A 25,493-nucleotide genomic window follows, 5' to 3' on the forward strand; every position below is an offset into this window, starting at 1 on the left:
GTTTCATTGGACAAGCGGCCCGCTCGCGCCGTCGAAGGTCACGCCTTCGACCCGCGCGCCGCCCGCGAGTATCGCCACGTACTGCCGCATCGCCCGCTGCCGCACGCGTTCCGACAGGTGCGCGGCGATCTGGCCGGCGGCCTCGTCGAACGGCACCACGTCGCCCGGCACGCGGCGCTCGATGCGCACGATGTGGAAGCCGAAGCGGGTGTTGACGAGCTTCGGCAGCACGCCGAGCCCGTCCGTGTCGAACAGCGCGGCCTCGAATTCCGGCACGGTGTCGCCGCGCAGAAGTTGTCCGAGGCTGCCGCCGACTTGCGCCGACGGACAGTTCGACGACGCGCGCGCGACCGCTTCGAACGTGTCGGGTGCGGCCACCACGTCGGCGAGCGCACGTTCCGCGCGCTGCCGCAGCGGGGCGAGCGGCACGCGGTCGGTCACCGCGAACAGCACGTGGCTTGCATACACGATGTCGTTGCGGCGAAAGCGCGCCGGATGCTGCGCGTAATAGCGCTCGCAATCGGCGCGATCCGGTTCGGGCACGTGCGTCAGCTCGCGTTCGAGCAATGCGTCGACTGCCGCATCGTCGAGCGGCGCGCCTGCGTCGATCAGCGCGAGCGACACCGCGCGCTGCCGCAGCAATTCGCGCACCGCGAGCGCATGCCGTGCCGCGTCGAGCGGATCGGGCGCGTCGTCGTGATGCGTGGCCTCGGTCGCGATGGCCGCTTCGTCGATCGCAATGCCGTTGATCGTCAGCGGCGCGCTCGCGATTTCGGAGAGAACCTCGTTCATATGGCCTCCTCAGCGCTTGCGCACGAGCTGGTACGGCCGGATCAGGTACGCGACCGACGCGATGCCGCTCCAGATGTGCACCATCCGCGTGAACGGCGACACGAGGAAGATCGTGAAGCCCAGCAGGATATGCAGCCGGTACGTCAGCGGCACGCCGGCCAGCAGGCTCGCGATGTCCGGCCGGAACGTGACGACGCCCTTCACGTAGTCGGTAAGCTGCTCGAACATCACGCCGTCCATGTGGCGCGTCGACAGCACGACGGTGCCGAGCCCGAGCGCGAGCTGCACCCACAGCATCAGCACGATCACGATGTCGGACTTGCGGCTGTTCTTGCGGATGCGCGGATCGCCTAGGCGTCGCCAGATCAGGATCGTCAGCCCGATGATCGCCGCGACGCCGGCCGCACCGCCCGCCACCATCGCGACGAGCTGGTGCCCGGACGCCGACAGGAACGGCGACACGAGCCAGTGCGGCGCGAGGAAGCCGCCGAAGTGCCCGAGCACGACGACCAGCACGCCCCAGTGGAACAGGTTGCTGCCGAGCCGCAGCATCCCGTGGCGCAAAAGCTGCGACGAATCGCTCTTCCACGTGTACTGCTCGCGGTCGAAGCGGATCAGGCTGCCGACCAGCAGCACCGCGAGACAGATGTACGGATAGATCCCGAACAGGAACTGATGCAAATAAGCGTTCATGTCTTTCCCCAGTTGGGCCCGCGCTTACGCGCCGCGGGCCGGCCGCTTGTCGTGGAACCGCACCGTCTGCTCGGCCGGCGTTGCCGCGCCGACGAAGCGCACCGCCTCGTCCGCATACGACGCGTCGAGCGCGCGGTAATCGTCGGCACTCGGCCGTTCGGCGGCGACGTCGTCGTCCGCGGCCGCCGGCGCGTCGACCGGCGCGAGGCCGGCCATCGGCAGCAGCGCGCCGACGACGAAGCTGTAATGACTGCCGCGCTGCGCGAGCTGGCCGGCCAGCGCGCGCAGGATCTCGCCGGTCTCGCCGAGCAGGTTGCGCGCATCGGCCGCCGGCAGCCGCGACAGGTATTCGAGGAACACGGGCAGGTAGTCGGGCAGCTCGCCCGGGTTCAACGTCAGCCCGTGCCGCTCGTACATCTGCAGCAGGTCGACCATCGCCTGCCCGCGGTCGCGCGATTCGCCGTGCACGTGCTCGAACAGATGCAGCGACGTCGCGCGGCCGCGATCGAACAGCGCGACGTAGTTCTCCTGCAGCGTCAACAGGTCGCGCTCGCGCACGTAGGCGAAGAAGCGGTCGAGGCCCGCGCGCACCGCCTTCGGCACGCGCACGTTTTCGCGCAGGTGAGCTTCGATCGAATCGAGCACGTCGATGAGCGCTTCGTCGGGATAGTCGAGCAGCGCCGCGAACGCTGCATAGGTCGGATCGGATGCGGTGCTCATCGGGACGCCTCGTGGATCGGAATGGTTTTCGTGCCCTTCTTCGGACTGAACAGGCTGCCCTCCGAACGGCCGTCGGAACAGCCGTTGCCGAACGAGAAGCCGCACGACGCGCGCAGGTCGTATGCGTTCTCCGCATACTCGCGGTGCGTCGTCGGGATCACGAAGCGATCCTCGTAGTTCGCGATCGCGAGATAGCGGTACATCTCCTCGACCTGTGCGAGCGACAGACCGACCTGATCGAGCACCCCGCGCGCATCGATGCCGTCGACGTGACGCGCGCGCATGAACGCACGCATCGCGAGCAGCCGTTCGAGCGCGCGCTTCACGGGCGCCTCGTCGCCGGCCGTCAGCAGGTTCGCCAGATAACGCAGCGGAATGCGCAGCGATTCGACGTCCGGCAGGTAGCCGTTCATCCCGAGCGCGCCGCTGTTCGCGGCCGAGTTGATCGGCGACAGCGGCGGCACGTACCAGACCATCGGCAACGTCCGGTATTCCGGATGCAGCGGGAACGCGATCTTCCAGTCGATCGCCATCTTGTAGGTCGGCGAGCGGCGCGCGGCGTCGAGCCACGCGGCCGGCACGCCGTCGCGCTCGGCCTGCGCGATCACGGCCGGGTCCTCCGGATCGAGGAACAGCGACAGCTGCGCTTCGTACAGGTCCTTCTCGTTCTCCGCGCTCGCGGCTTCGCTGATCCTGTCGGCGTCGTACAGCAGCACGCCGAGGTAGCGAATGCGGCCCACGCAGGTTTCCGAACACACGGTCGGCTGGCCGGCCTCGATGCGCGGATAGCAGAAGATGCACTTCTCGGCCTTGCCGCTCTGCCAGTTGTAGTAGATCTTCTTGTACGGGCAACCCGACACGCACATGCGCCAGCCGCGGCACTTGTCCTGGTCGATCAGCACGATGCCGTCTTCCTCGCGCTTGTAGATCGAGCCCGACGGGCACGACGCGACGCACGCCGGATTCAGGCAGTGCTCGCATAGGCGCGGCAGGTACATCATGAAAGTGTTTTCGAACTGCCCGTAGATCTCCTTCTGCACCGACTCGAAGTTGGTGTCCTTCGCACGCTTCTCGAACTCGCCGCCGAGGATTTCCTCCCAGTTCGGCCCCCACTCGATCTTCTCGAGCCGCTGGCCGCTGATCAGCGAACGCGGTCGCGCGACCGGCATCGCGCGCGTGTTGCCCGCTTCCTGAAGATGGCCGTAGTCGAACGTGAACGGCTCGTAGTAATCGTCGATCTCGGGCAGGTGCGGGTTCGCGAAAATCTGTGCGAGCAGCCGCCACTTGCCGCCCAGACGCGGCTCGATCCGGCCGTCCGCACGGCGCTGCCAGCCGCCGCGCCAGCGCTCCTGATTCTCCCAGTCCTTCGGATAGCCGATGCCCGGCTTCGTTTCGACGTTGTTGAACCATGCGTACTCCATCCCTTCGCGGCTGGTCCACACGTTCTTGCAGGTCACCGAGCAGGTATGGCACCCGATGCACTTGTCGAGGTTCAGCACCATCGCGATCTGTGCGCGTACCTTCATGACGTTTCTCCATCCCGTACGGCCTGTGTTGTCGGGTCGACCGCGGTGTCCTCGCCGTCGAGCCAGTCGATCTTGCTCATCTTCCGCACGATCAGGAACTCGTCGCGATTCGAGCCGACCGTGCCGTAATAGTTGAAGCCGTACGACAGCTGCGCGTAGCCGCCGATCATGTGGGTCGGCTTCAGCGCGATGCGCGTGACCGAGTTGTGAATGCCGCCGCGTGTGCCGGTAATCTCGGAGCCCGGCGTGTTCACGATCTTTTCCTGCGCGTGGTACATCATCACCATCCCGGACGGAATCCGCTGGCTCACGACCGCCCGCGCGCACAATGCGCCGTTCGAGTTGTAGCACTCGATCCAGTCGTTATCGACGGCGCCGATCGCCTTCGCGTCGTCCTCCGACATCCACACGATCGGGCCGCCGCGCGACAGCGTCAGCATCAGCAGGTTGTCCGTATACGTGCTGTGAATCCCCCACTTCTGATGCGGTGTCAGGAAGTTCAGCACACGCTCGGGGTTGCCGTTCGAGCGCTTGCCGACCATGTGCGCGTAGCTGCCCGTGTCGATCGGTGGCTTGTACACGCACAGCGACTCGCCGAACGCGCGCATCCACGCGTGATCCTGGTACAGCTGCTGACGGCCCGTCAGCGTGCGCCACGGCACCAGCTCGTGCACGTTCACGTAACCGGCGTTGTACGACACGTGTTCGGATTCGATCCCGCTCCACGTCGGCGACGAGATGATCTTGCGCGGTTGCGCCTGGATGTCGCGGAAGCGGATCTTCTCGTCCGCGCGCGCGGCGGCCAGGTGCGTGTGATCGATACCGGTGATGCCCGACAGCGCGCGCCATGCTTTCACCGCGACTTCGCCGTTGGTTTCCGGCGCGAGCGCGAGAATCACCTCGGCTGCGTCGAGCGCGGTGTCGATGCGCGGGCGCCCTTGCGCGGCGCCATGAGCGACTGTGTAGTTGAGTGCGCCCAGCAGCCTCACTTCGTCCTTCGTGTCCCAGCCGATGCCCTTGCCCGCGTTGCCGAGCTTGTCCATCAGCGGGCCGAGCGACGTGAAGCGTGCATAGGTGTTCGGATAATCGCGCTCGACGGCGATCACCGCCGGCATCGTGCGGCCCGGCACCGGCTCGCATTCGCCGCGCTTCCAGTCCTGCACGTCGAACGGCTGCGCGAGTTCGCCCGGCGTATCGTGCGCGATCGGCGCGAGCACGACGTCGCGTTCGACACCGAGATGCCCGTCGCACAGCTCGGAGAAGCGCTTCGCGATCCCCTTGAAAATCTCCCAGTCGCTCTTCGATTCCCACGCGGGATCGACCGCCGCCGACAGCGGATGGATGAACGGGTGCATGTCGGACGTGTTCATGTCGTCCTTCTCGTACCACGTCGCGGTCGGCAGCACGACGTCCGAATACATGCAGGTGGTCGACATCCGGAAGTCGAGCGTGACGAGCAGGTCGAGCTTGCCGCGCGGCGCTTCGTCGTGCCACTTCACTTCCTCGGGGCGCGCGCCGCCCGTCGCGCCGAGGTCGTCGCCCTGCACGCCGTTGGTCGTGCCGAGCAGATGCTTCAGGAAATACTCGTGACCCTTGCCCGACGAACCGAGCAGGTTCGAACGCCACACGAACAGATTGCGCGGGAAGTTGTCGGGGGAATCCGGGTCCTCGCACGCCATCCGCAGCATGCCGGCCTTCAGTTGCCGCGCGACATCGGCGCCGGCCTGAGCGGGGTCGCCGAGACTTGCACCGACCTTCAGCGGATTCACCGCGAGCTGCGGCGCGGACGGCAGCCAGCCCATCCGTTCGGCGCGCACGTTGTAGTCGATCGGCGAACCGTGGAACTGCGTCTTGTCCGCGAGCGGCGACAGCAGCGCGCCCGGATCCATCGTGTCGTAGCGCCACTGATCGGTGTGCGCGTAGAAGAACGACGTCGCGTTCATGTGCCGCGGCGGGCGGTTCCAGTCGAGCGCGAACGCGAGCGCAGTCCAGCCCGTCTGCGGACGCAGCTTCTCCTGGCCCACGTAATGCGACCAGCCGCCGCCCGGCTTGCCGACGCATCCGCACATGATCAGCATGTTGATGATCGCGCGGTACGACATGTCCATGTGGAACCAGTGGTTGATCCCCGCGCCGATGATCACCATCGACTTGCCTTGCGTCTTGTGCGCGTTCTCCGCGAACTGCCGCGCGACCGAGATCACGTCCGCGCGCTTCACGCCCGTGATCGTTTCCTGCCACGCCGGCGTATACGGAAGATCGTCGTCGTAGCTCGCGGCCACGTCGCGGCCGCCCAGCCCCTGGTCGAGCCCGTAGTTCGCGACGAACAGGTCGTAGACGGTCGCGACCAGCATCTCGCCGTCGCGCGTCGCGACGCGCCGCACGCCGATCCGGCGCGACAGCTCGGAGCCGTGCTGCGTCGAGTTGAAATGCGCGTGCGGCTGGTTGCCGAAGTATGGAAACAGCACGTCGACCACGTCGTCGTGCTCGGCCGTGCACGACAGCCGCGGCGACAGCGCCGCACCCTTCGACGTCTCGCCGCGCAGGTTCCACTTGCCCTTGTCGCTCGCTCCGTCCTTGGCCTGCTGCCCCCAGCGGAAGCCGATCGAGCCGACCGGCACGACGAACTCCCCGGTCGCGTCGTCGATCATCACGGTCTTCCACTCCGGATGCGCGGCCTCGTCGAGCGCGTCGTCGAAATCGGACGCACGCACGAGACGCTCGGGCACGTAGCCGTCGCCGTGCGGCACGAGGCGCACGAGCGCCGGCATGTCGGTATAGCGCTTGCAGTAGTCGATGAAATAGTCGCTCTTACCCGCGAGGTGGAACTCCTTCAGGATCACGTGACCCATCGCGAGCGCGAGCGCCGCGTCGGTGCCCTGCTTCGGATGCAACCACAGATCGCCGAACTTCGCGCCTTCCGAGTAATCGGGGAACACCGACACGACCTTCGTGCCGCGATAGCGCGCCTCGACGAGGAAGTGCGCGTCGGGCGTGCGGGTCTGCGGGACGTTGGATCCCCACATCATGATGAACGTCGAGTTGTACCAGTCGGCCGATTCCGGCACGTCGGTCTGCTCGCCCCAGGTCTGCGGCGACGCGGGCGGCAGGTCGCAATACCAGTCGTAGAAGCTCAGGCACACGCCGCCGATCAGCGACAGGTAGCGCGACCCTGCCGCATACGACACCATCGACATCGCCGGGATCGGCGAGAACCCGACGACGCGATCGGGGCCGTGCCGCTCGACCGTGTAAACGTTTGCGGCCGCAACGATCTCGTTGACCTCATCCCAGCTCGCGCGCACGAAGCCGCCGAGCCCGCGCCGGCTCTGGTACGAGCGCCGCGCGTCGTCGTCCTCGACGATCGAGCGCCATGCGTCGACGGGCGCGAGCGTGCGGCGACGCTCGCGCCACAGCTTCACCAGCGCACTGCGCACCATCGGATGCTTGAGACGGTTCGCGCTATACAGATACCAGGAGTACGAAGCGCCGCGCGAGCAGCCGCGCGGTTCGTGGTTCGGCATGTCGGGGCGCGTGCGCGGGTAGTCGGTCTGCTGGGTTTCCCAGGTGACGATTCCGCCTTTCACATAGACCTTCCACGAACACGAACCCGTGCAGTTCACCCCGTGGGTCGAACGGACGATCTTGTCGTGCTGCCAGCGCAGCCGATAGCCGTCTTCCCATTTGCGGTCCTCGTCCGTGACGGCGCCGTGTCCGTCGGAGAAGGTTGGCCTCGTGGTGGAGAAATAACGCAATCTATCCAGGAAATGGCTCATGGGGATCTCGTTTTTTCCGGTCTTTTGGCAGACCCTGAATATTTAAGGAGGTGATATCCCGGATGTGAAGGACGGGCGGCATTCGGCTCGTTGCGTTCGCTTCCATCACTTGCGTCCGGGTCGAATGAATTCTCTTTCGGATCGACATATCACGACTTGATACAAATCACGATATCGTTGCACCTGCACGCATCGTTGCGAAATGGGGATGGATACAGGCGTGCCAATGGCATGCTCGGCACCGGACTTTCGCGTCAGGGTTTGACGGGTTACAGGCCGGCGCTCGATCACGCGTTTATGCATGCGAGCCGCAGTGTTGCGACGTCACGCGTTTTCGCGCCGCGATGCAATCACGCACGAGTCGCGGCCGCATGCGCGCGACCGGCTGCCGTGTCAGGCCGGATCAAATACGGGCATGCCGCCGAAGGAAAGCGGCGAGGACAGGACTCGACCGCCGCGATGAGATAAGAAGCGGCGTGCTCGTGCACGCGCGTCATTCAATCGAAGCGTGCGCTGCCCGATGCGGAATCGATGAGATGAGAGATGCCGGCCAGGGAGATGCCGGCCGGGCAGGATGGCGCGAATGCGCCGGACATGACGGACGGAAAGACGCGGAAAGCCGGACCGGCGGTGCTGCTGCGGTTCCGGTCCTGCATGAAATCGGAGAAGTGCCGCGCGTCACCCCTCGCCCTTCGGCCCCGGGTTGAGCATGATGACGAAGCCGGCCACGCCGACGATCAACGCGACCGCGCCGCCACGCAGCGCGATCGTTTCGTCGAACAGCAGCCCCGTCACCACGGCCATCATCCCGGCGAGCGACACGAATACGGCAATCGCCGCGACGACGATCCGGTATTGACGACGTATCATCGCGCGCCGCCGCGTCAGGCTGCCGCGGCGGACGCCGGCTCGCCGGTATCGTCGCCGCGAATCAGCAGCACCGGGCACTTCGAGCCACGCACGAAGCGCTCGGCGACGCTCCCGAGCAGCACGCGCCGGATGCCGCGCCGCCCGTGCGTGCCGACCACCGCGAGGTCGATCCCGCGCTCCTTCACGTAACGCTGCAGGCGCTCCGCGACGTCCTCGCCGATGCTCTCGGTTTCGACGAGTTCGGCCTCGCCCTTCGCGCCGGCCTGCGCGAGAACCTGTTCGGCTTCACGCAGCACCTTGCGCCCGTCGTCGCGGATTTCCTCGATGAGCGCGTGCGGATCGAAACGACCCGCGTACGTGAACAGCACCGACTTGTCGACCACGTACACGACGCTGACGTGCGTATCGCCCGCCACCGCCACCTTCACTGCCTCGGCAAGCGCCTGTTTCGACGAAGCGCTGCCGTCGATGGCCACCATGATCTTCTTGTACATGCGAACCTCGCTGGGGTGAGTTGCCGCGCGCGGTCGCGTGCGGCCATGTCCCCATCATCGGCGGACAGCCGGTTCGAAGCTTGACGGCGATCAAGGTCCACCAAAAACGCGGCGTGCGGCAAAGCGCCACGCGCAAAAACGGCGCGCCGTCCGCGCGGCCGCACCGCGCAACCGGGCGGCCATGGCGCCGAAGGCGCTATCATCGACGTTGCGACCTTCGTCCGGCCCTTTTTTGCCGGCCCACTTTCAACTCGCTCAACCGACATGACAACGACTACCGAACGCGTGGACGGCGCCGCCCAGCATCTCGTCGCCGCCCGCCATGCCGGCATGCCCGGCCCGCTGCTGCCCGACGCCTTGCGTCCCGAGAACGTCGATACCGCGCTGGCGATCCAGCATCGCGTCGCCGATCTGCTCGGCGAAGCCATCGGCGGATGGAAATGTGCGCTGCCGCCGCCCGACCGCGTGATCGTCGCGCCGATCTTCGCGTCGACGATCCGCGAAGCCGATGCGCCGTATCGCGTCGTCGGCGGCCCGATCGTGCGGATCGAGCCGGAGATCGCGTTCGTGCTCGACCGCGACCTGCCCGCCCGCGCGCAGCCATACGACGAGAACGACGTGCGCGGCGCGATCCGCGAAGTGCGCATCGTGCTCGAGGTGCTGGGTTGCCGCTATGCGGAGCCCGCGCGCGCGTCGAAGTTCGAACTGCTCGCCGACGGACAGTTCAACCAGGGATTGTGCGTGGGGCCCGTCGTGCCCGACGGATTGAACGCGCCGCTCGAGACGCTCGCGCTGTCGTTCGAGGGCGCGCTGAATCGCACGATCGACGGCCGTCATCCGGACGGCGATCCGCTCAAGCCGCTCGTGTGGCTGGTCAATTTCCTCGCATCGCGCGGCGACGGCGCGCGTGCCGGCCAGATCGTGACGACCGGTTCGTATGCGGGTGCGATCGACGTGCCGCTCGGCGATGCGCTGACGGTGCGCTTCGGCGAACTCGGCAGCCTGTCGGTGACGCTGACGGCCTGACGTCCGGCGGCGGGCGACGGGCAACGCCGCGCGTTTCGTCGTCCGCGCGCAGTGGGGCGCCACGCGAACGGCAGCTTCACCGCAGCACACGCTGCAGCATGCGGGCACTGCGTGATACCGTTGCACATCGCCCGTCACGCGCGGACCGCGTGCCCCTCCCGTCATTCGCCATGCCGCCGACACCGTTGCCTGCCCTGCTGGACGAAGTCCTGAGAACCGTCGATCGCCGCTACCGGCTGCCGCCGTTCGTGCGCGCAGCGTCGCTGACCGACGCCGCGAACCCGGCCACCATCATCGCCATCGTGATCGAGGAAGCACGCCGGATGCAGGCCGACGGCCTCACGCCCGCCCCGGCATTGCAACGCCGCTTCATCGACGCGCTCGCGCGGATGATCGGCGACGCGATGGACGCACAATCCGGCGACCCCGCATTCCAGGCCGCGGTGCTTCGACATGGTGCCGCGGCCGTGCGCGAATACGCGTCGCTCGCCGCGCATGCCGAGCAGGATCGGCGCACGCTGCGCTCGGCCGTCAACACGATCGCGCATCCGGCCCGGCTCGAACGGCGTGCACAGGCATGGCAACGCGAGCCGCTCGCACGGCTGCATGCGGCCGCGGCCGCCGCATCGTGGGACGACCTCGATGCCACGCTGCGGCACCTGCTCGCGCAACCGGAGATGGCGACCGATACCGCGTTCGAACAGGACATCGCCAAACTGAAGGACAGCGCCGCGCTCGCCCGGCTGCAGCGTCTCGATGCACTGTCGCCGGATCCGGACGTCCAGCGGTACCGCACGCTGTGGAGCCGCCAGGGTCCGCTCGAAGGCAGCGCGCTCGCCGTCGCACAAGGCGTCTCGTCGCAACAGCGGGGCGCGGCCGTCGAAGCGCTGGCCGCGCAGGCGCTCGATGCCCTGGCCGCGCAGCTCGATGCGAGCGACGCGCACCGCACGTATCGCGTGGTCACGTCGATGCGCGTGCCGGCCTCGATACCCGGCAAGCACGACCGCGCGAAAACCGAGTGGGATGCGGTGCTGCTCGAGCGTGCGCGCGGCGACGATCCGTCCGCAGCGTGGCACGTCCTGTTTCTCGTCGAAGCGAAAGCATCCGCGGATGCCGCGACCACCGACCTGCCGCGCCTGCTGCGCGGCCTGAGCCTGCTCGCGCAAGCCGATCCGGACACCGTCTATGCGTTCGATACGCGCGAAGGCGCGGTACGCCTGCACGGCGCGTCGCTGCACGCGCTGACGATCGACGACGCGGCACTGCAGCGCGAGGTGCTGTATTGCTGCGATGCGTCGGCAGATCCCGCGCCGCGCCTGCTGGGTGCCGCGAGCCGGATGCAGCTGCTGTCGGCGCCGGCGAGTCTTGAATACGCGAGCGCGCTGGCACGGCACGCGGATGCCGATCCGCACGGCCTCGGTGTCGTCTGGCAAGCGCTGCTGGAACTGCCGTCATGGCGCGCGGTGCTGCATCAGTACGAATCGCTGCGCCAGGTTCGAGCGCTGATGGTGGGCGTCGACGATCTGATGGCCGCGATCGAAGGCGATGTCGGCGACAGCGCCGCAAACGATGCGTGATGCGTGACGCGTGCGGCGCGGTCCGGCCGCACGCGCGACGCAGCCGACACATCGGCTCGGTGGCAAGTCGACGCGATGTCCTCGCGCTGCACAACGCACAGGATGCCGAAGCAAATCGGAGCCGAGGCGGCCGGCGTGACCGGCCAGCACGGCGCAGCCCGCGAAAGCGGGCATGCGCCGTTAGCATTACGACTGGATGAAGGCCAGCAGATCGGCGTTCAGCACGTCGGCATTGACCGTCAGCATCCCGTGCGAATAGCCCGGATACGTCTTCAGCGTGCCGTTCTTCAGCAGCTTGACCGACTTCAGCGCCGAGTCCGCGATCGGCACGATCTGGTCGTCTTCGCCGTGCAGCACGAGCGTCGGCACCGAGATCGAGCGCAGGTCTTCGGTCTGGTCCGTTTCCGAGAACGCCTTGATGCCTTCGTAGTGCGCCTTCGCGCCGCCGATCATGCCCTGGCGCCACCAGTTCTGGATCACGCCCTGGTGCACCACTGCGCCCGGCCGGTTGAAGCCGTAGAACGGGCCCGACGGCACGTCCAGGAAGAACTGCGCGCGATTGTCGGCGAGCGCCTTGCGGAAACCGTCGAAAACCTCGAGCGGCAGGCCTTCCGGGTTCGCGTCCGTCTTCAGCATCAGCGGCGGCACCGCGCTGACCAGCACCGCCTTCGCAACGCGTCCGGCCGGCTCGCCGTGGCGGGCCACGTAGCGCGCGACTTCGCCGCCGCCGGTCGAGTGACCGATATGCACCGCGTTGCGCAGGTCGAGCGCTTCGGCCACCGCGAACGCGTCCGCCGCGTAGTGATCCATGTCGTGGCCGTCGGAAACCTGCGCCGACCGGCCGTGGCCGCGGCGATCGTGCGCGACCACGCGGTAGCCCTTCTGAACGAAGAACAGCAGTTGGGCATCCCAGTCGTCGGAAGACAGCGGCCAGCCATGGTGGAACATGATCGGCTGCGCATCCTTCGGGCCCCAATCCTTGTAGAAGATGTCGACGTTGTCCTTCGTGGTGATGTACGGCATGGCTGCAGGCTCCTTTGAGGTAGGTGAACATCACGTGCCGGCCGGCCACCCGGGCGGGTGTCGGTCACGAACTGCGGCGCGGTGGCACACCGCGTCGGTCGACGCAGCACCCCAGTGTTGTAGCGGAAAACCGCGACCGTGTCATGAAACCAATTACATACCGTCATGCATCGGGCCTCCTGCGCGCAACGGTGCCCGCAGGCGTGACTTTCAACACCACCCGCCGTGTGACGCGTCACGTACCGCCGATCGCGCGTCAACCGTCCGTCGACACGGTCACCGCCTCCCACGTACGAATTTCGTCTTCCAGCGCCGACCATTTGGCGCGCACGAGCCGAAGCGCATCGCTGCCGAGCAGCAGATGCGCCGGCGGACGATCCGCCGCGATGAGCGCCAGCATCGCGCGTGCCGCCTTCGCCGGATCGCCCGATTGGCGACCGTTTTTCTCCTCGCGCGCCTGGCGGATCGGATCGAAGAGCGCGTCGTAATCGGCGATCGAACGCGGCGTTCGCGTCATCGAACGACCGGCCCAGTCGGTACGGAACGAGCCCGGCGCCACCGCCGTCACCGCGATGCCGAACGGCTCGAGCTCCTTGCCGAGCGTCTCGGAAATCCCTTCCAGCGCGAACTTGCTGCCGCAGTAATAGGCAATGCCGGGCATCGTGATGTGGCCGCCCATCGACGTGATGTTCAGGATGCGGCCGCGCCGGCGTTCGCGCATGAACGGCACGACGGCCTTCATCATCGCGACGGCGCCGAACACGTTCACGTCGAACTGCCGACGCATCTCCGACAGCGGCGACTCCTCCATGATGCCTTCGTGCCCGTAGCCGGCATTGTTCACCAGCACGTCGACGGGGCCGACGCTCGACTCGATTTCCGCGACGATACCGTCGATGCGCTCGAAGTCGGTCACGTCGAGCACGCGCCCGAGGGCCGCACGCGGGGACAGCGCCTCGAACGCCCGTTTTGCCGCTTCGCTTCTCACGGTGCCGACCACCGTATGACCCGCGGCCAGGGCCGCTTGCGCGAGCGCACGGCCGAAGCCGCTGCTGACGCCGGTGATGAGCATGATGTTGCCGGATGCCATGTGAACTTCTCCCGAATGTCGATCGAAGCATGCATGCTAGTCTGACGAACCACGTCGAATAAGCCCGATTCCGCTGAATTTCTTGCCTGAAACTATGAGCACCGCACCCTTCCCGCCCCGCTCGCCGTCGCTGCCCGCGCGCGGCCGCAAACGCCTGATCGCGTTGCTGCATGCGTTGGCGCCGGACGAAGGCTACAACCTGACCGCGCTGCCGAGCGTGCGCATCCTGCGTTCGAACCGCGCGCTATCCCGCACGCCGGTGCTGTACGACCCGGGCATCGTGATCGTGTGCCAAGGGAGCAAGCGCGGCTATTTCGGCGGCGAACGCTATCTGTACGACGAGGATCACTACCTGGCCGTATCGGTGCCCGTGCCGTTCAGCATGGAAACCGACGCAACGGCGGAGCGCCCGCTGCTCGCGCTGTATCTGCACCTCGATTTCCCGATGGCCGCCGAACTGGCCGCGCGGATCGATCGCGAGGGAATCGCCGAACCCGTGCAGGCGCCGAAAAGCATGATGTCGACGCCGATGGACGATGCGATGCACGCGACCGTGCTGCGTTTCGTCGAGGCGATGCAACGCCCGCTCGAAGCGGCGGTGCTCGGCCCCGGGTTGCTGCGCGAGCTGTATTTCCGCGTGCTCACCGGCGCGCAGGGCGGCGCAATGAGGAACGCGCTGGCGATGCGTGGACAGTTCGGCCGGATCGGCCGTTCGCTGCGCATGATCCACGCCGACTACGCGCAATCGCTCGACGTGACGCAACTGGCCGCGGAAGCCGGCATGAGCGTGCCGAGCTTCCACGCCCACTTCAAGGCGATCACGCAGGTGTCGCCGATGCAGTACCTGAAGTCGACGCGGCTGCATCAGGCGCGCCTGTTGATGGTGCGCCAGGACCTGACCGCGGAGGCGGCCGGCCATGCGGTCGGTTATGCGAGCGCGTCGCAGTTCAGCCGGGAATTCAAACGGCTGTTCGGCCAGACGCCCGCGCAAGAAACGAAGCGCATGCGTGCGCAGTTCGCGATTCCGGCGGCGTTCGACGATGCGGTGTTCGTGTCGTCGCACTGACTGGCTGAGCCGCTGGCGGCGTCGCGCACCAGATCCGCCAGCGACTTCAGGATGAGCGCGGTCATGCCCCGGATGTCCTGCGTCTGGGCCGCCCATACCGGGGGCCGGGCGTTCCCCGTCACGGAATTGCCGCGGCAGATCGGGGATTCAGCAGCGCCATGTCTTCCTCCTGCCTGACTGATTCGGCAAGCGTCGTGCGTTGCATGGGCACGGCGGCGGCGTGATCGAATCGAATGATTACGGATTCTCGGGCGACCGCGCGCTCCGGCGAAAAAATATCCGCGATCATTGCGAAATTTGGAATGCCCGGGCCGGATCGCCGTCGACGAATCGGACAGACCCGATGATGCATGAAAACTGAAATTCCGATCGGCCGCGTATCGATCGGCGCAATGCGTCCGGCAGAATACGGGATCGCGCCGAAGCAGCCCGACACGCCGTCGATGCTCACGCGCCCCGACCGGCAAGACCCGCCCACGCGAGATCCCGATGACACAGTACGCGTTCCGCCTGCTCAACGTATTCGCCGAATCCACGTTCGGCGGCAACCCGCTCTGCGTGTTCGAGGATGCGCGCGGCATGGACGACGCGACCATGCAGGCACTGGCCGTGCAGTTCAACCTGTCGGAAACGACCTTCGTGCTGCCGTCGGAGCGTGCGCGTGCACGCGTGCGCATCTTCACGCCCGGCCATGAAATGGCGTTCGCGGGCCATCCGACGCTCGGCACCGCGCATGTCTTACGCGATCTGCTGAATGCCGGCAACGATTTTTCGCTCGAATTCAAGGCCTGCGTGGTCGACGTCAAGGCCACCGGCGACGTGTGGACGTTCATAGCGCCGCACGCCGGCGTGCCGAAAACGGCACCATGCGCATTGTCCGATGCCGAAACGGCCGCCATGCTGGGGCTGACGCAGGACGATTTGCTCGCGCCGCCGCGCTGGGTCGATACGGGCGCCGATCAGTTGCTGGTCGCGGTCAAGGACCCGGCCGCCGTGCGCCGCGCCCGGCCCGACAGCGCCTGCCTGGATATCTGGCCGACCAGCAGCCTCGGCCGCAAGACCGCCTACGTGTTCGCGTTCGAAGCGAATCGCCCCGGGAAAGTGGTCTCCCGCTATTTCTTTGCGAAACAGGGCGGCGGGATTTTTGAAGACCCGGGCACCGGCTCGGCCTGCGCGAATCTCGGCGGCTGGCTGCTTGCAGCCGGTCATCCGCTGCCCGCCGCGTTTCAGGTCGAACAAGGCGAAGCCGTCGGCCGGCCTTGCCTGCTTCGGTTGTCGGTCAGCGAGCACGGCGCGATCGGCGTCGGCGGCCGTGTGGTGGCACTCGGGCGCGGAGTCGTCGACGTATAGCGGCGGCGCGCCCGATCTTTCACACCGTCGCCTCATGCGGCGTCAGCCTCGGCCTGGGCACGGTCGTCGGGGACGACGGATGCCCTCGCAGCACCCTCATCAGCGATGTCGCGTTCGTCACAAACCGATGTGAAAACATCAACTTTCCGTGTACCTTTTCGGCACACGATCCGTGGAGTTTCGACACATGCCGCTTTCCAACGCCCAGCTCGCCCAAACCATCGATCACACGCTGCTCGCGCCCGACGCGAGCGACGCGCAGATCCGCGAACTCTGCCGCCAGGCGGCCGAGCATCGCTTCTATTCGGTCTGCGTGAATTCGGCGAACGTGCCGCTCGCCGCGCGCGAGCTGGCCGACACCGGCGTGCTCGTGTGCGCGGTGGTCGGCTTCCCGCTCGGCGCGGGCCTGTCCGCCGCGAAGGCGTTCGAAGCGTCGGCCGCGATCGCGGCGGGCGCGCGCGAGATCGACATGGTGATCAACCTCGGCGCGCTGAAGAGCGGCCGCGACGACGACGTGAAGGCCGACATCGACGCGGTGCACCGCGCCTGCGGCACGGTGCACCTCAAGGTGATCCTCGAAACGGGGTTGCTGACCGACGACGAGAAGGTGCGCGTGTGCGAGATGTGCCGCGACCTCGGCGTCGCGTTCGTGAAGACGTCGACCGGCTTCGGTCACGGCGGCGCGACACTCGAGGACGTCGCGCTGATGCGCCGCGCGGTCGGCCCCGTGCTCGGCGTGAAGGCATCGGGCGGCGTGCGCGACCGCGCCACCGCGCTTGCGATGCTCGAGGCCGGCGCGACGCGGCTCGGCACGAGTTCGGGCGTGGCGATCGTCACCGACCAGGGCGGCAGCGACGCGGCGTACTGACCGATGGCGGACCGGCTGCCTGCGCGTCGGCACGTAACGACGCGCAGGCAGCCGACGCCGGACAGTTCGGCACGCCGCCCCCACCAGGCGGCGTGCCGGTTGCGATGCACCGCTCGGTCACCACGCACGACCGATCGCGGCCCCCCTCATTGCGTCGGGTCTTTCAACTCGATCAGCAGATCCTTCGCCGCGACCCGATCACCCGGCTTCACATGCACGGCCGCGATCTCGCAGTCGCGCTCGGCCGCGATGTGCGTTTCCATCTTCATCGCCTCGAGCGCGATCAGCGTCGTGCCGGCCGACACACGCTGCCCCGGTTGCACGGCCACCGTCACGACCGAGCCCGGCATCGGCGCGGCCACGTGCAGCGGATTCGCCGGATCGGCGCGCTGCAGGCCATGACGCTCCTTGCCCGCCTGCACGACGCTCTTCTGCTCGACCAGCACCGAACGCGACTGACCGTTCAGCTCGAACAGCACCTTCACGATGCCGTCCTGCGCATCGGCATGCTGGCCCTGCAGCGACACGAGCAGCGTCTTGCCCGGCTCGATGTCGATGGCCACTTCCTCCTGCGGCTGCAGTCCGTACAGGAACGCCGGCGTCGGCACGACCGACGTGTCGCTGTATGCACGCACGTGCGCGTAATAGTCGACCGTCTGTTTCGGATACATCAGGTACGACGCGAGTTGACGGTCGTCGAGCGGCTGCTCGCACGCGGCCTCGGCCTGCTTGCGTACCGCATCGAGGTCGACCGGCGGGATCTGGTCGCCGGGACGATACGGCGCCGGCGGCTCGCTCTTGAGCACCTTGCGCGACAGGTCCGCCGGGAAGCCGTCGGGCGGGAAGCCCAGCTCGCCCTTGAACAGCGACACGACCGACTCGGGGAATGCGATGTCCTTGTCCGGATTGCGCACGTCGTCCACGGCGAGGTCGTTCGCGACCATCATCAGCGCCATGTCGCCGACCACCTTCGACGTCGGCGTGACCTTCACGATGTCGCCGAACAGGCGGTTCACGTCCGCATACGCGCGCGACACCTCGGTCCAGCGATGATCGATGCCGAGCGAGCGCGCCTGCTCGCGCAGGTTCGTGTACTGGCCGCCGGGCATTTCGTGGCGGTACACGTCGGCCGTGCCCGCGCGAATCTCCGATTCGAACGGCGCGTAATACCGGCGCACGCCTTCCCAATACATCGAGGCTTCGTGCAGGCGGTCCTGGTCCAGCCCCGGATCGCGCTCGCCGCCGGCCAGCGCCGCCGCGATGCTCGACAGGTTCGGTTGCGACGTGAGCCCGCTCATCGCATCGAGCGCGCCGTCCACCGCATCGCAGCCCGCACCGACCGCCGCGAGCACCGACGCCGCCGCGATCCCGCTCGTGTCGTGCGTATGGAAATGCACGGGCAGCCCGGTTTCTTCCTTGAGCGCCTTCACAAGTGTGGCGACCGCCTGCGGACGGCAGATACCGGCCATGTCCTTGATGCCGAGCACGTGCACGCCGGCTTGCTGCAATTCGCGCGCGATGCCGACGTAATACTTGAGGTCGTACTTCGAGCGCGACGTGTCGAACAGGTCGCCGGTGTAGCAGATCGCGCCTTCGCACAGCATCCCGCTCTCGCCGACCGCATCGATCGCCACGCGCATGTTGCGCACCCAGTTCAGCGAATCGAACACGCGGAACACGTCGACGCCCGCGCTTGCGGCCTGCTGCACGAAGAAGCGCACGACGTTGTCCGCGTAGTTCGTGTAGCCGACCGCGTTCGAGCCACGCAGCAGCATCTGGAACAGGATGTTCGGCACGCGTTCGCGCAGCAGCGCAAGGCGTTCCCACGGGTCTTCCTTCAGGAAGCGCAGCGCGACGTCGAAGGTCGCGCCGCCCCAGCATTCGAGCGAGAACAGCTGCGACAGCTCGCGCGCGTAGAACGGCGCGATCGGCAGCATGTCGGCCGTGCGCATGCGCGTCGCGAACAGCGACTGGTGCGCGTCGCGCATCGTCGTGTCGGTCAGCAGCACCCGCTTCTGGTCGAGCATCCAGCGCGCGAACTTCTCGGGGCCGAGCTCGCGCAGGCGATCGCGCGTGCCGGCCGGAATCGGCATCGCCGTATCGACCTTCGGCAGCACGGGTTTCGACAACGGCAGCGCCGGCAGCGTGCGGCCGTTCATCTCGGCATTGCCGTTCACGTTCAGCTCGCCGAGATAGCGCAGCAGCTTCGTCGCGCGATCGCCGCGCTTCGCGAATGCGAGCAATTCAGGCGTCCTGTCGATGAATCGCGTCGTCACGTCGCCCGCGATGAAGGCCGGGTGATTGATCACGTTCTCGAGGAACTGCAGGTTCGAGGTGACGCCGCGGATCCGGAACTCGCGCAGCGCGCGATCCATCCGGTGGATCGATTCGGCGGCCGTCGGCGCCCAGGTCGTCACCTTGACCAGCAACGAGTCGTAGTAAGGCGTGATCACCGCGCCGCCATAGGCGGTGCCGGCGTCGAGGCGCACGCCGAAGCCCGCCGCGCTGCGATACGCCGTGAGCCGCCCGTAGTCGGGCAGGAAGTCGTTCTCCGGATCCTCGGTCGTGATCCGGCATTGCAACGCGTTGCCGTTCAGCGGAATCGCCTGCTGAGCGGGCACGCCGGCCGCACGTTCGACGATCGCGCCGTCGCCGTTCACGACGTCCTCCGCCAGCCCGATCCGGCCGCCTTCCGTGATGCGAATCTGCGCCTTCACGATGTCGATGCCGGTGATCATCTCGGTCACCGTGTGCTCGACCTGGATGCGCGGGTTCACCTCGATGAAGTAGAACTGGCCGGTGTCGGCATCCATCAGGAATTCGACGGTGCCTGCATGCGTGTAGCCGACCGCGCGCATCAGGCGCAGCGCCGATTCGCACAGCGCCTGTCGGCCCGCGGCGTCGAGATACGGCGCCGGCGCGCGCTCGACGACCTTCTGGTTGCGCCGCTGCACCGTGCAGTCGCGCTCGTACAAATGCACGACCGTGCCGTGCAGGTCACCGAGTATCTGTACCTCGACGTGCCGCGCATTGCGCACGAGTTTCTCGACGTACACCTCGTCGTTGCCGAACGCGGCAAGCGCCTCGCGCCGCGCGACCGGCAGCAAGGTTTCGAGGTCCTGAGCGTTTTCCAGTACGCGCATCCCGCGCCCGCCGCCGCCCCAGCTCGCCTTGAGCATCAGCGGATAGCCGACTTCCGCGGCCAGCGCCCGGCACGCGTCGAGATCGTGCGGCAGCGGCTCGGTCGCGGGCATCACGGGCACGCCGGCCGCGATCGCCGCATTGCGCGCGGCCACCTTGTTGCCAAGCGTGCGCATCACGTCGGGCGACGGGCCGATCCAGCGAATGCCGGCGTCGATCACGGCCTGCGCGAAATCGGGGTTCTCGGACAGGAAGCCGTAGCCGGGGTGGATCGCGTCGACCTTCGCCTGCCGCGCGACGCGCAGGATGTCGTCGATGTCGAGATACGCGGCGAGCGGCTTCTTGCCTTCGCCGATCAGGTAGCTCTCGTCCGCCTTGAAGCGGTGCAGCGCAAGGCGGTCTTCCTTCGAATACACCGCCACCGTACGCATGTTCAGTTCGGCGGCGGCACGCATCACGCGAATCGAGATTTCCGAGCGGTTCGCGATCAGGATGGACTGGATGGGGTTAGGCGTCACGGCGGCCATGGAAAGTGAATGGTTGAATTGAGCTCGCCGACGCGCCGTCCTCCACCCGCCTGCTTCGCTGGGCGGCGTGCGGATTCACGCGTCGGTCATTCGAGGTTGCATCGTCCCTGGCTTTCGCCAGTCGACATGTTCGCCAGATCGCCGGATGGCCGCTATCGACATCGCGACGACGAATAGCATCCAGCCGACCAGCGGGAAATAAGGGACCGGCTCTCCGGCCGGTCATCGATCGTCGTCGGTCGAACCGCGGGGCGATCCCGCGGCACGACCTACGTTCGCGACAGGATCAATCGCGGTGATCGAACAGCGGTGCGTGATCCATCCAGTCGTAGCCCGCCGTTCCCTTTGCCCATGCCCAGTTGGTATCGGGGCGTCGTTCACTGGACGATTCGCGCGTCGTCGCGGATCGATCTGCGTCCGCCTCGCGCTCCGGCGCTACGCGGCGCGCGTCGTTGCCCGGTACCGTGTTTCGTTTACCGCTGCCAGTCATTGCATTCACCTTACGATTGAAAAGCGAGTCGCCTCTCGATGTGTCCGTGTCGTTTCGTCAGGAAAGACTGGTCAGACGGGAGGACATCGAGCATGTCGTCCGGTTAACGCAAAAACCAGGCCACGTCCGCTACAAGACGGACGGCGTTGATGTACGGGGATCGGATGCGAAGCGCGGGCCGGTAGCGGCGCAGATATGGAATCGAAGTTTCAGTTCTGAAATCTCGTGCGCCGGGGCGGATCGGCCGCGCGGATCGATGGGGCACGAAACGTCAGTGCTTCAGGCTTCTGACCGGTCATTGGCCCGCATCGCACGCGGGTTCGGGTGACCTGGACGATGCGCTCGCGCGCAACGCTGACAGCAATTACCGGATGTTCGTCGACGAGCCGCTGGCGCGCGACGAAGGCCGACCGTGCGCTGAAGGCGCTCACCGAGCCGATGGGGAGCTTCTGGCCGGTCTACTCGCCGACGCGTTAGCCAACGTGGCACCCAGCGCCACGCGCACGCAACGCGTTCGCGGAGCTGATGATGATTCAGATCGCTCCGGCCGCGCGGCATGCGATCACGTTGCAGCCGAAGGCAGCATGCAGCTGCTCGCGATGTTCAAGCGGACGTTGCCTCGGGATCTGAGAATACTTGATATTTGAAATCAGTCTATCTGCGATCATGCGAGTTAGCACGATTTGCGAATGCACCCGCTTCAAACAAACTTCATTATGCGATAAATATCGCATAACATGATCGTTCACTCATGACCATCAAATCGGACAATACCAGTCAAGTCACGATAGCAGCCTTTCCACAGCGCATTTCCTAGTAAAGACGCGATGGCGGATACTGCAAGCATCCCACCAATCGTCATCCAAATTGACAATGTCAATACGAATTGCATGACAAACAAAACGCCCAATAAGGAACTCAATGCGTACGAACATTTCGCCATCCATCGCGGCCGCTTCATCGGCATCCAAGTTTCCGGATTCACACCTGCATCAACGAACACATCAAGGTCAAAACGTAAACTGGATTGACTGGCAAGGCCACGTAGGATCGCGACAGTCAGTGCATCGTGATTCTTGAACCGAACGCATCGCTCAATATTGGACGTAAGTCGCATCGGGATACGATGCTCGACGATTTCACCTGTCGCCAAGCGACGCCATAACACGAAATTCTTTGTGAATGATCTGTATGTCCGGTATTCGGTTCGCACGTCACATCCAGCATTCGGTTTGTGGACTATTTCATCCCAGTTAATTCGTTCTCCCGTGGACAACACGTCACCCTCAGACAACGTTCCAGTGCCATACGATAATCCGACTTCATCGATTCGGAACCATGCTCCTGCCTTCAATCCCTCGCGCGTCAGCGCAATAGCGGAACCCGCCATTAATAAAATTAATACACCCACTACAATTCCCAGCTCTACCGTCCACTGGATTCGATTGTCCATTACAAGTGCAACGGCGACACCCAAAAATCCAATTAGACAAAATAACGCCATGGCAAAATTAATGCATCGAGTGCTTAAGAGATCGGGAATTCCATCAACAACAGGAATTCCCAACATATGCTTAGGCAATCGAATGACGCGCGAGGAATCAACGACCGGGATATCTGACGGAACAAACTGTTTCTTCTTACAACGTGGACTATTTCGAGACACGTAAACGCCCGCAAAAGACGAGATGAAAGAGGAGCGTGGCGAAAATTTGTCCGGCTCTGCGTTACGCCCCACTCCATCGCCAGATACTATCCGCAAAGGCCATCTCAAAAAATCCCCGATGGAGTTGCGAGATTAGATCTGCACGTTTCGCCCACGCACCTATCTTTTCGAAGGACCCGCCACGGACTCGAGAGCATTCGGCATGTGCCAACACGACACACCCTGTTCGCGTGGCTCGCTTGATACGTTAGCGAATATGTCAACGAACCAATAGGTCGAGCACAAACCGCGCGACATGATCTGCTCCAGATACATCGTGCGGATAGACGAAATCGCACGCCGCGCGTTCGTTCACGTCTATTTGTAAAGATGGCGACACTAATCGCCATACCTGTTTGCTATGTGATCGAAATACCGCGGGAAGCGGCACAGCAACGGTTCGATACTCAAACAAACGCTGCTGAAAGGACTCGGGAACGGGATTGATATTTAGAATTTTCTTGTCCGGCACCGACGACCGTCGGTCAGGAAACATGCATGGCCGCGACGATCGGGCACCCGATTCGCCGCGACCATGCGGCACCGCTTACTTACTGTAGTCGTACACCCCTCGCCCCGTCTTGCGCCCCAGCCGCCCCGCCGACACCATTTCGCGCAGCAGCGGGCACGCACGGTACTTCGTGTCGCCGAAGTCCTTCAGGAACACGTCCATCACCGCGAGACACACGTCGAGCCCGACGAGGTCCGCCAGCGCGAGCGGCCCGATCGGATGGTTCGCACCGAGCTTCATCCCCGCGTCAATCTCCTCGGCCGACGCGATGCCTTCGGCCAGCACGAAGAACGCTTCGTTGATCATCGGCACGAGGATCCGGTTCACGACGAAGCCCGGCGCATTGCGCACGCCGATCGGCGACTTGTCGAAACGCTCGGTCAGCGCGCGCACGGCGGACGCGGTCGCGTCGCTCGTCTGCAGCCCTCGGATGATCTCGACGAGCGGCATCAGCGGCACCGGGTTGAAGAAGTGCATGCCGACGAAGCGCGACGGATCGGCGAGCAGCGCCGCGAGCGCGGTAATCGAGATCGACGACGTGTTGGTCGCGATGATCGCGTCCGGCCGCGCGACCGACTCGATCTGCTTCAGGATGCGGCTCTTCAGCTCGACGTTTTCGGTCGCGGCTTCGATCACGATGTCGACCGCGGCAAGCTTCGCGTAATCGGTCGACGTCGTGATGCGCGCAAGCGCGGCATCGCGTGCGGCGGCGTCGAGCTTCTCCTTCGACACGAGCCGCTCGAGGCTGCCCTTCAGTGCGGCGACACCCTTGTCGAGTGCCGCATCGCTGACGTCGATCATCACGACGTTCAGTCCTGCAACGGCGGCGGTCTGCGCAATGCCGTTGCCCATGGTTCCGGCGCCCACGACGCCGACGGTTTCGATGGCCATGACGATTCCTGTGTGTTCGGGTGCTGAGCGTTCGATTATCAGATGTTCTCGAAGATCGCCGCAATCCCCTGGCCGCCGCCGATACACATCGTCACGAGCGCATAACGCCCGCCGATGCGCTTCAGCTCGTACAGCGCCTTGACCGTGATCAACGCGCCCGTCGCGCCGATCGGGTGACCGAGCGAAATGCCCGAGCCGTTCGGGTTGACCTTGGCCGGATCGAGGCCGAGCTCCTGCGTGACCGCGCATGCCTGCGCGGCGAACGCTTCGTTCGCCTCGATCACGTCGAGATCGGCGATCTTCAGGCCCGCGCGCTCGAGCGCCTTCTGCGTAGCCGGCACCGGGCCGATGCCCATGTACGCCGGATCGACGCCCGCATGCGCGTATGCGACCAAACGCGCGAGCGGCTTCACGCCTTGCGCGCGCGCGGCGTCCGCGCTCATCATCAGCACCGCGGCGGCGGCATCGTTGATCCCCGACGCGTTGCCGGCCGTCACCGTGCCGTCCTCCTTCACGAACACCGGCTTCAGCTTCGTGAAATCGTCCGGGCCGGCGTCGTGACGCACGTGCTCGTCGGTGTCGAACGCGACCTCGCCCTTCTTCGTGCGGATCGAGATCGGCAGGATCTGGTCCTTGAAGCGGCCTTCCGCGATCGCGCGCGCCGCACGACGATGCGATTCGAGCGCGAGCGCATCCTGCGCATCACGCGAAATGCCGTACTTGCGTGCGACGTTCTCGGCCGTCACGCCCATGTGGATCGTCTGGAACGGGTCGTGCAGCGCGCCGAGCATCATGTCGACGAGCTTCGCATCGCCCATGCGCTGGCCGAAGCGAGCGGCCGGCACGGTGTACGGCGCGCGGCTCATGTTCTCGGAGCCGCCGCCAATTGCGACGTCGGCATCGCCGAGCATGATCGTTTGCGCGGCCGACACGATCGCCTGCAGGCCCGAGCCGCACAGACGGTTCACGGTCAGCGCCGGCGTGTGCTGCGCGACACCGCCGTTGATCGCCGCGACGCGCGCGAGATACATGTCCTTCGGCTCGGTATTCACGACGTGGCCGAACACGACATGCCCGACCGCGTCACCCGAAACGTTCGCACGCGACAGCACTTCGCTCACGACCTTCGCACCGAGATCGGTCGGCGAGAAATCCTTCAGGCTCCCGCCGAAATCGCCGATCGCGGTACGGACACCGCTCACCACCACGACTTCCTTCGCTGCATTGCTCATCGTTTCACTCCGGTTCGTTCGCGCCTGCGGGCGCGGGGATGCGTTTGCGTTACATGTTCGGGTAATTCGGCCCGCCGCCGCCTTCCGGCGTGACCCACACGATGTTCTGCGTCGGGTCCTTGATG

22 protein-coding genes are annotated in these 25,493 nt (G+C 65.8%); 6 read left to right on the forward strand and 16 right to left on the reverse strand.

The window, feature by feature from the left end; translation table 11 throughout:
* Positions 1–3 precede the first annotated feature (3 nt).
* The 7 genes from WS49_RS32145 to WS49_RS32175 form a co-directional block, all read right to left on the reverse strand.
* Complete coding sequence (locus WS49_RS32145; RefSeq protein ID WP_059537255.1) at positions 4–792, reverse strand: peptidylprolyl isomerase; 789 nt, start codon at positions 790–792, stop codon at positions 4–6.
* A gap of 9 nt (positions 793–801) precedes the next feature.
* A complete protein-coding gene (gene narI / locus WS49_RS32150; protein ID WP_059537257.1) occupies positions 802–1,485 on the reverse strand; it encodes a respiratory nitrate reductase subunit gamma in 684 nt (227 codons plus the stop codon).
* A gap of 24 nt (positions 1,486–1,509) precedes the next feature.
* A complete protein-coding gene (gene narJ / locus WS49_RS32155) occupies positions 1,510–2,205 on the reverse strand; it encodes a nitrate reductase molybdenum cofactor assembly chaperone (protein WP_059537260.1) in 696 nt (231 codons plus the stop codon).
* Positions 2,202–3,731, reverse strand: coding sequence for a nitrate reductase subunit beta (narH, locus tag WS49_RS32160; protein ID WP_059537264.1), 1,530 nt, complete (start codon positions 3,729–3,731; stop codon positions 2,202–2,204). The genes narJ and narH overlap by 4 nt, the downstream gene beginning before the upstream one ends.
* Positions 3,728–7,507, reverse strand: a complete 3,780-nt coding sequence (locus WS49_RS32165) for a nitrate reductase subunit alpha (protein WP_059537267.1) — start codon at positions 7,505–7,507, stop codon at positions 3,728–3,730. Before WS49_RS32165 ends, narH begins: the two co-directional genes overlap by 4 nt.
* A gap of 678 nt (positions 7,508–8,185) precedes the next feature.
* The gene (locus WS49_RS32170; protein ID WP_059537270.1) at positions 8,186–8,377 is read right to left on the reverse strand and encodes a DUF2964 family protein; all 192 of its coding nucleotides are present in this window, start codon (positions 8,375–8,377) and stop codon (positions 8,186–8,188) included.
* A gap of 14 nt (positions 8,378–8,391) precedes the next feature.
* Positions 8,392–8,871, reverse strand: coding sequence for a universal stress protein (locus WS49_RS32175; protein ID WP_059537273.1), 480 nt, complete (start codon positions 8,869–8,871; stop codon positions 8,392–8,394).
* A gap of 264 nt (positions 8,872–9,135) precedes the next feature.
* Between WS49_RS32175 and WS49_RS32180 the strand changes: the two genes are divergently transcribed.
* Both WS49_RS32180 and WS49_RS32185 read left to right on the forward strand, forming a co-directional pair.
* On the forward strand, positions 9,136–9,897 hold the full coding sequence (locus WS49_RS32180) for a 2-keto-4-pentenoate hydratase (RefSeq protein WP_059537276.1): 762 nt from the start codon (positions 9,136–9,138) through the stop codon (positions 9,895–9,897).
* 170 nt (positions 9,898–10,067) lie between these two features.
* A complete protein-coding gene (locus WS49_RS32185; RefSeq protein ID WP_059537279.1) occupies positions 10,068–11,474 on the forward strand; it encodes a hypothetical protein in 1,407 nt (468 codons plus the stop codon).
* Positions 11,475–11,660: 186 nt separating this feature from the next.
* Here WS49_RS32185 and WS49_RS32190 read toward each other — a convergent pair whose 3' ends face one another.
* The gene (locus WS49_RS32190) at positions 11,661–12,497 is read right to left on the reverse strand and encodes an alpha/beta fold hydrolase (protein ID WP_059537282.1); all 837 of its coding nucleotides are present in this window, start codon (positions 12,495–12,497) and stop codon (positions 11,661–11,663) included.
* Between the two features lie 256 nt (positions 12,498–12,753).
* A complete protein-coding gene (locus WS49_RS32195) occupies positions 12,754–13,587 on the reverse strand; it encodes an oxidoreductase (protein ID WP_059537285.1) in 834 nt (277 codons plus the stop codon).
* A 94-nt stretch (positions 13,588–13,681) separates the two neighbouring features.
* On the opposite strand from WS49_RS32195, the gene WS49_RS32200 reads away from it, so the two are divergent.
* Positions 13,682–14,653, forward strand: coding sequence for an AraC family transcriptional regulator (locus WS49_RS32200; RefSeq protein ID WP_059537288.1), 972 nt, complete (start codon positions 13,682–13,684; stop codon positions 14,651–14,653).
* Between the two features lie 118 nt (positions 14,654–14,771).
* Here WS49_RS32200 and WS49_RS35460 read toward each other — a convergent pair whose 3' ends face one another.
* On the reverse strand, positions 14,772–15,104 hold the full coding sequence (locus WS49_RS35460) for a hypothetical protein (RefSeq protein ID WP_156441484.1): 333 nt from the start codon (positions 15,102–15,104) through the stop codon (positions 14,772–14,774).
* A gap of 38 nt (positions 15,105–15,142) precedes the next feature.
* Between WS49_RS35460 and WS49_RS32205 the strand changes: the two genes are divergently transcribed.
* On the forward strand, positions 15,143–16,003 hold the full coding sequence (locus WS49_RS32205) for a PhzF family phenazine biosynthesis protein (RefSeq protein ID WP_059537293.1): 861 nt from the start codon (positions 15,143–15,145) through the stop codon (positions 16,001–16,003).
* Between the two features lie 187 nt (positions 16,004–16,190).
* Positions 16,191–16,871 (forward strand): deoxyribose-phosphate aldolase, encoded by a 681-nt coding sequence (gene deoC, locus WS49_RS32210; RefSeq protein ID WP_059537295.1) that lies wholly within the window; start codon positions 16,191–16,193, stop codon positions 16,869–16,871.
* A gap of 146 nt (positions 16,872–17,017) precedes the next feature.
* Here deoC and WS49_RS32215 read toward each other — a convergent pair whose 3' ends face one another.
* A complete protein-coding gene (locus tag WS49_RS32215) occupies positions 17,018–20,539 on the reverse strand; it encodes a pyruvate carboxylase (RefSeq protein ID WP_059537298.1) in 3,522 nt (1,173 codons plus the stop codon).
* Between the two features lie 286 nt (positions 20,540–20,825).
* Complete coding sequence (locus tag WS49_RS35465; protein ID WP_156441485.1) at positions 20,826–21,029, reverse strand: hypothetical protein; 204 nt, start codon at positions 21,027–21,029, stop codon at positions 20,826–20,828.
* A 371-nt stretch (positions 21,030–21,400) separates the two neighbouring features.
* Between WS49_RS35465 and WS49_RS35470 the strand changes: the two genes are divergently transcribed.
* On the forward strand, positions 21,401–21,676 hold the full coding sequence (locus tag WS49_RS35470; protein ID WP_257127634.1) for a hypothetical protein: 276 nt from the start codon (positions 21,401–21,403) through the stop codon (positions 21,674–21,676).
* A 98-nt stretch (positions 21,677–21,774) separates the two neighbouring features.
* On the opposite strand, the gene WS49_RS35475 is transcribed toward WS49_RS35470, so the two are convergent.
* The 4 genes from WS49_RS35475 to WS49_RS36605 all read right to left on the reverse strand — a co-directional run.
* Positions 21,775–22,767, reverse strand: a complete 993-nt coding sequence (locus WS49_RS35475; protein WP_156441486.1) for a hypothetical protein — start codon at positions 22,765–22,767, stop codon at positions 21,775–21,777.
* A 514-nt stretch (positions 22,768–23,281) separates the two neighbouring features.
* Complete coding sequence (locus tag WS49_RS32220) at positions 23,282–24,136, reverse strand: 3-hydroxybutyryl-CoA dehydrogenase (RefSeq protein ID WP_059537302.1); 855 nt, start codon at positions 24,134–24,136, stop codon at positions 23,282–23,284.
* A gap of 38 nt (positions 24,137–24,174) precedes the next feature.
* The gene (gene bktB / locus WS49_RS32225; protein WP_059537306.1) at positions 24,175–25,368 is read right to left on the reverse strand and encodes a beta-ketothiolase BktB; all 1,194 of its coding nucleotides are present in this window, start codon (positions 25,366–25,368) and stop codon (positions 24,175–24,177) included.
* A 49-nt stretch (positions 25,369–25,417) separates the two neighbouring features.
* The coding region (locus WS49_RS36605) for a 4Fe-4S dicluster domain-containing protein (RefSeq protein WP_133168007.1) at positions 25,418–25,493 on the reverse strand (76 nt) is incomplete at its 5' end.

The organism is Burkholderia sp. RF7-non_BP4 (assembly GCF_001521935.1).
GTDB lineage: Bacteria > Pseudomonadota > Gammaproteobacteria > Burkholderiales > Burkholderiaceae > Burkholderia > Burkholderia diffusa.

Excerpts from the sequence above, each read along its gene's own strand:
- WS49_RS32185 (WP_059537279.1), top strand. The coding sequence starts at position 10,068 with ATGCCGCCGACACCGTTGCCTGCCCTGCTGGACGAAGTCCTGAGAACC.
- WS49_RS32175 (WP_059537273.1), bottom strand. The coding sequence starts at position 8,871 with ATGTACAAGAAGATCATGGTGGCCATCGACGGCAGCGCTTCGTCGAAA.
- WS49_RS32180 (WP_059537276.1), top strand. The coding sequence starts at position 9,136 with ATGACAACGACTACCGAACGCGTGGACGGCGCCGCCCAGCATCTCGTC.
- WS49_RS32170 (WP_059537270.1), bottom strand. The coding sequence starts at position 8,377 with ATGATACGTCGTCAATACCGGATCGTCGTCGCGGCGATTGCCGTATTC.
- WS49_RS32165 (WP_059537267.1), bottom strand. The coding sequence starts at position 7,507 with ATGAGCCATTTCCTGGATAGATTGCGTTATTTCTCCACCACGAGGCCA.
- WS49_RS32220 (WP_059537302.1), bottom strand. The coding sequence starts at position 24,136 with ATGGCCATCGAAACCGTCGGCGTCGTGGGCGCCGGAACCATGGGCAAC.
- narH (WP_059537264.1), bottom strand. The coding sequence starts at position 3,731 with ATGAAGGTACGCGCACAGATCGCGATGGTGCTGAACCTCGACAAGTGC.
- WS49_RS35470 (WP_257127634.1), top strand. The coding sequence starts at position 21,401 with ATGTTCGTCGACGAGCCGCTGGCGCGCGACGAAGGCCGACCGTGCGCT.
- bktB (WP_059537306.1), bottom strand. The coding sequence starts at position 25,368 with ATGAGCAATGCAGCGAAGGAAGTCGTGGTGGTGAGCGGTGTCCGTACC.
- narJ (WP_059537260.1), bottom strand. The coding sequence starts at position 2,205 with ATGAGCACCGCATCCGATCCGACCTATGCAGCGTTCGCGGCGCTGCTC.
- deoC (WP_059537295.1), top strand. The coding sequence starts at position 16,191 with ATGCCGCTTTCCAACGCCCAGCTCGCCCAAACCATCGATCACACGCTG.
- WS49_RS35465 (WP_156441485.1), bottom strand. The coding sequence starts at position 21,029 with ATGACTGGCAGCGGTAAACGAAACACGGTACCGGGCAACGACGCGCGC.
- narI (WP_059537257.1), bottom strand. The coding sequence starts at position 1,485 with ATGAACGCTTATTTGCATCAGTTCCTGTTCGGGATCTATCCGTACATC.
- WS49_RS32215 (WP_059537298.1), bottom strand. The coding sequence starts at position 20,539 with ATGGCCGCCGTGACGCCTAACCCCATCCAGTCCATCCTGATCGCGAAC.
- WS49_RS32205 (WP_059537293.1), top strand. The coding sequence starts at position 15,143 with ATGACACAGTACGCGTTCCGCCTGCTCAACGTATTCGCCGAATCCACG.
- WS49_RS32195 (WP_059537285.1), bottom strand. The coding sequence starts at position 13,587 with ATGGCATCCGGCAACATCATGCTCATCACCGGCGTCAGCAGCGGCTTC.
- WS49_RS32200 (WP_059537288.1), top strand. The coding sequence starts at position 13,682 with ATGAGCACCGCACCCTTCCCGCCCCGCTCGCCGTCGCTGCCCGCGCGC.
- WS49_RS32145 (WP_059537255.1), bottom strand. The coding sequence starts at position 792 with ATGAACGAGGTTCTCTCCGAAATCGCGAGCGCGCCGCTGACGATCAAC.
- WS49_RS32190 (WP_059537282.1), bottom strand. The coding sequence starts at position 12,497 with ATGCCGTACATCACCACGAAGGACAACGTCGACATCTTCTACAAGGAT.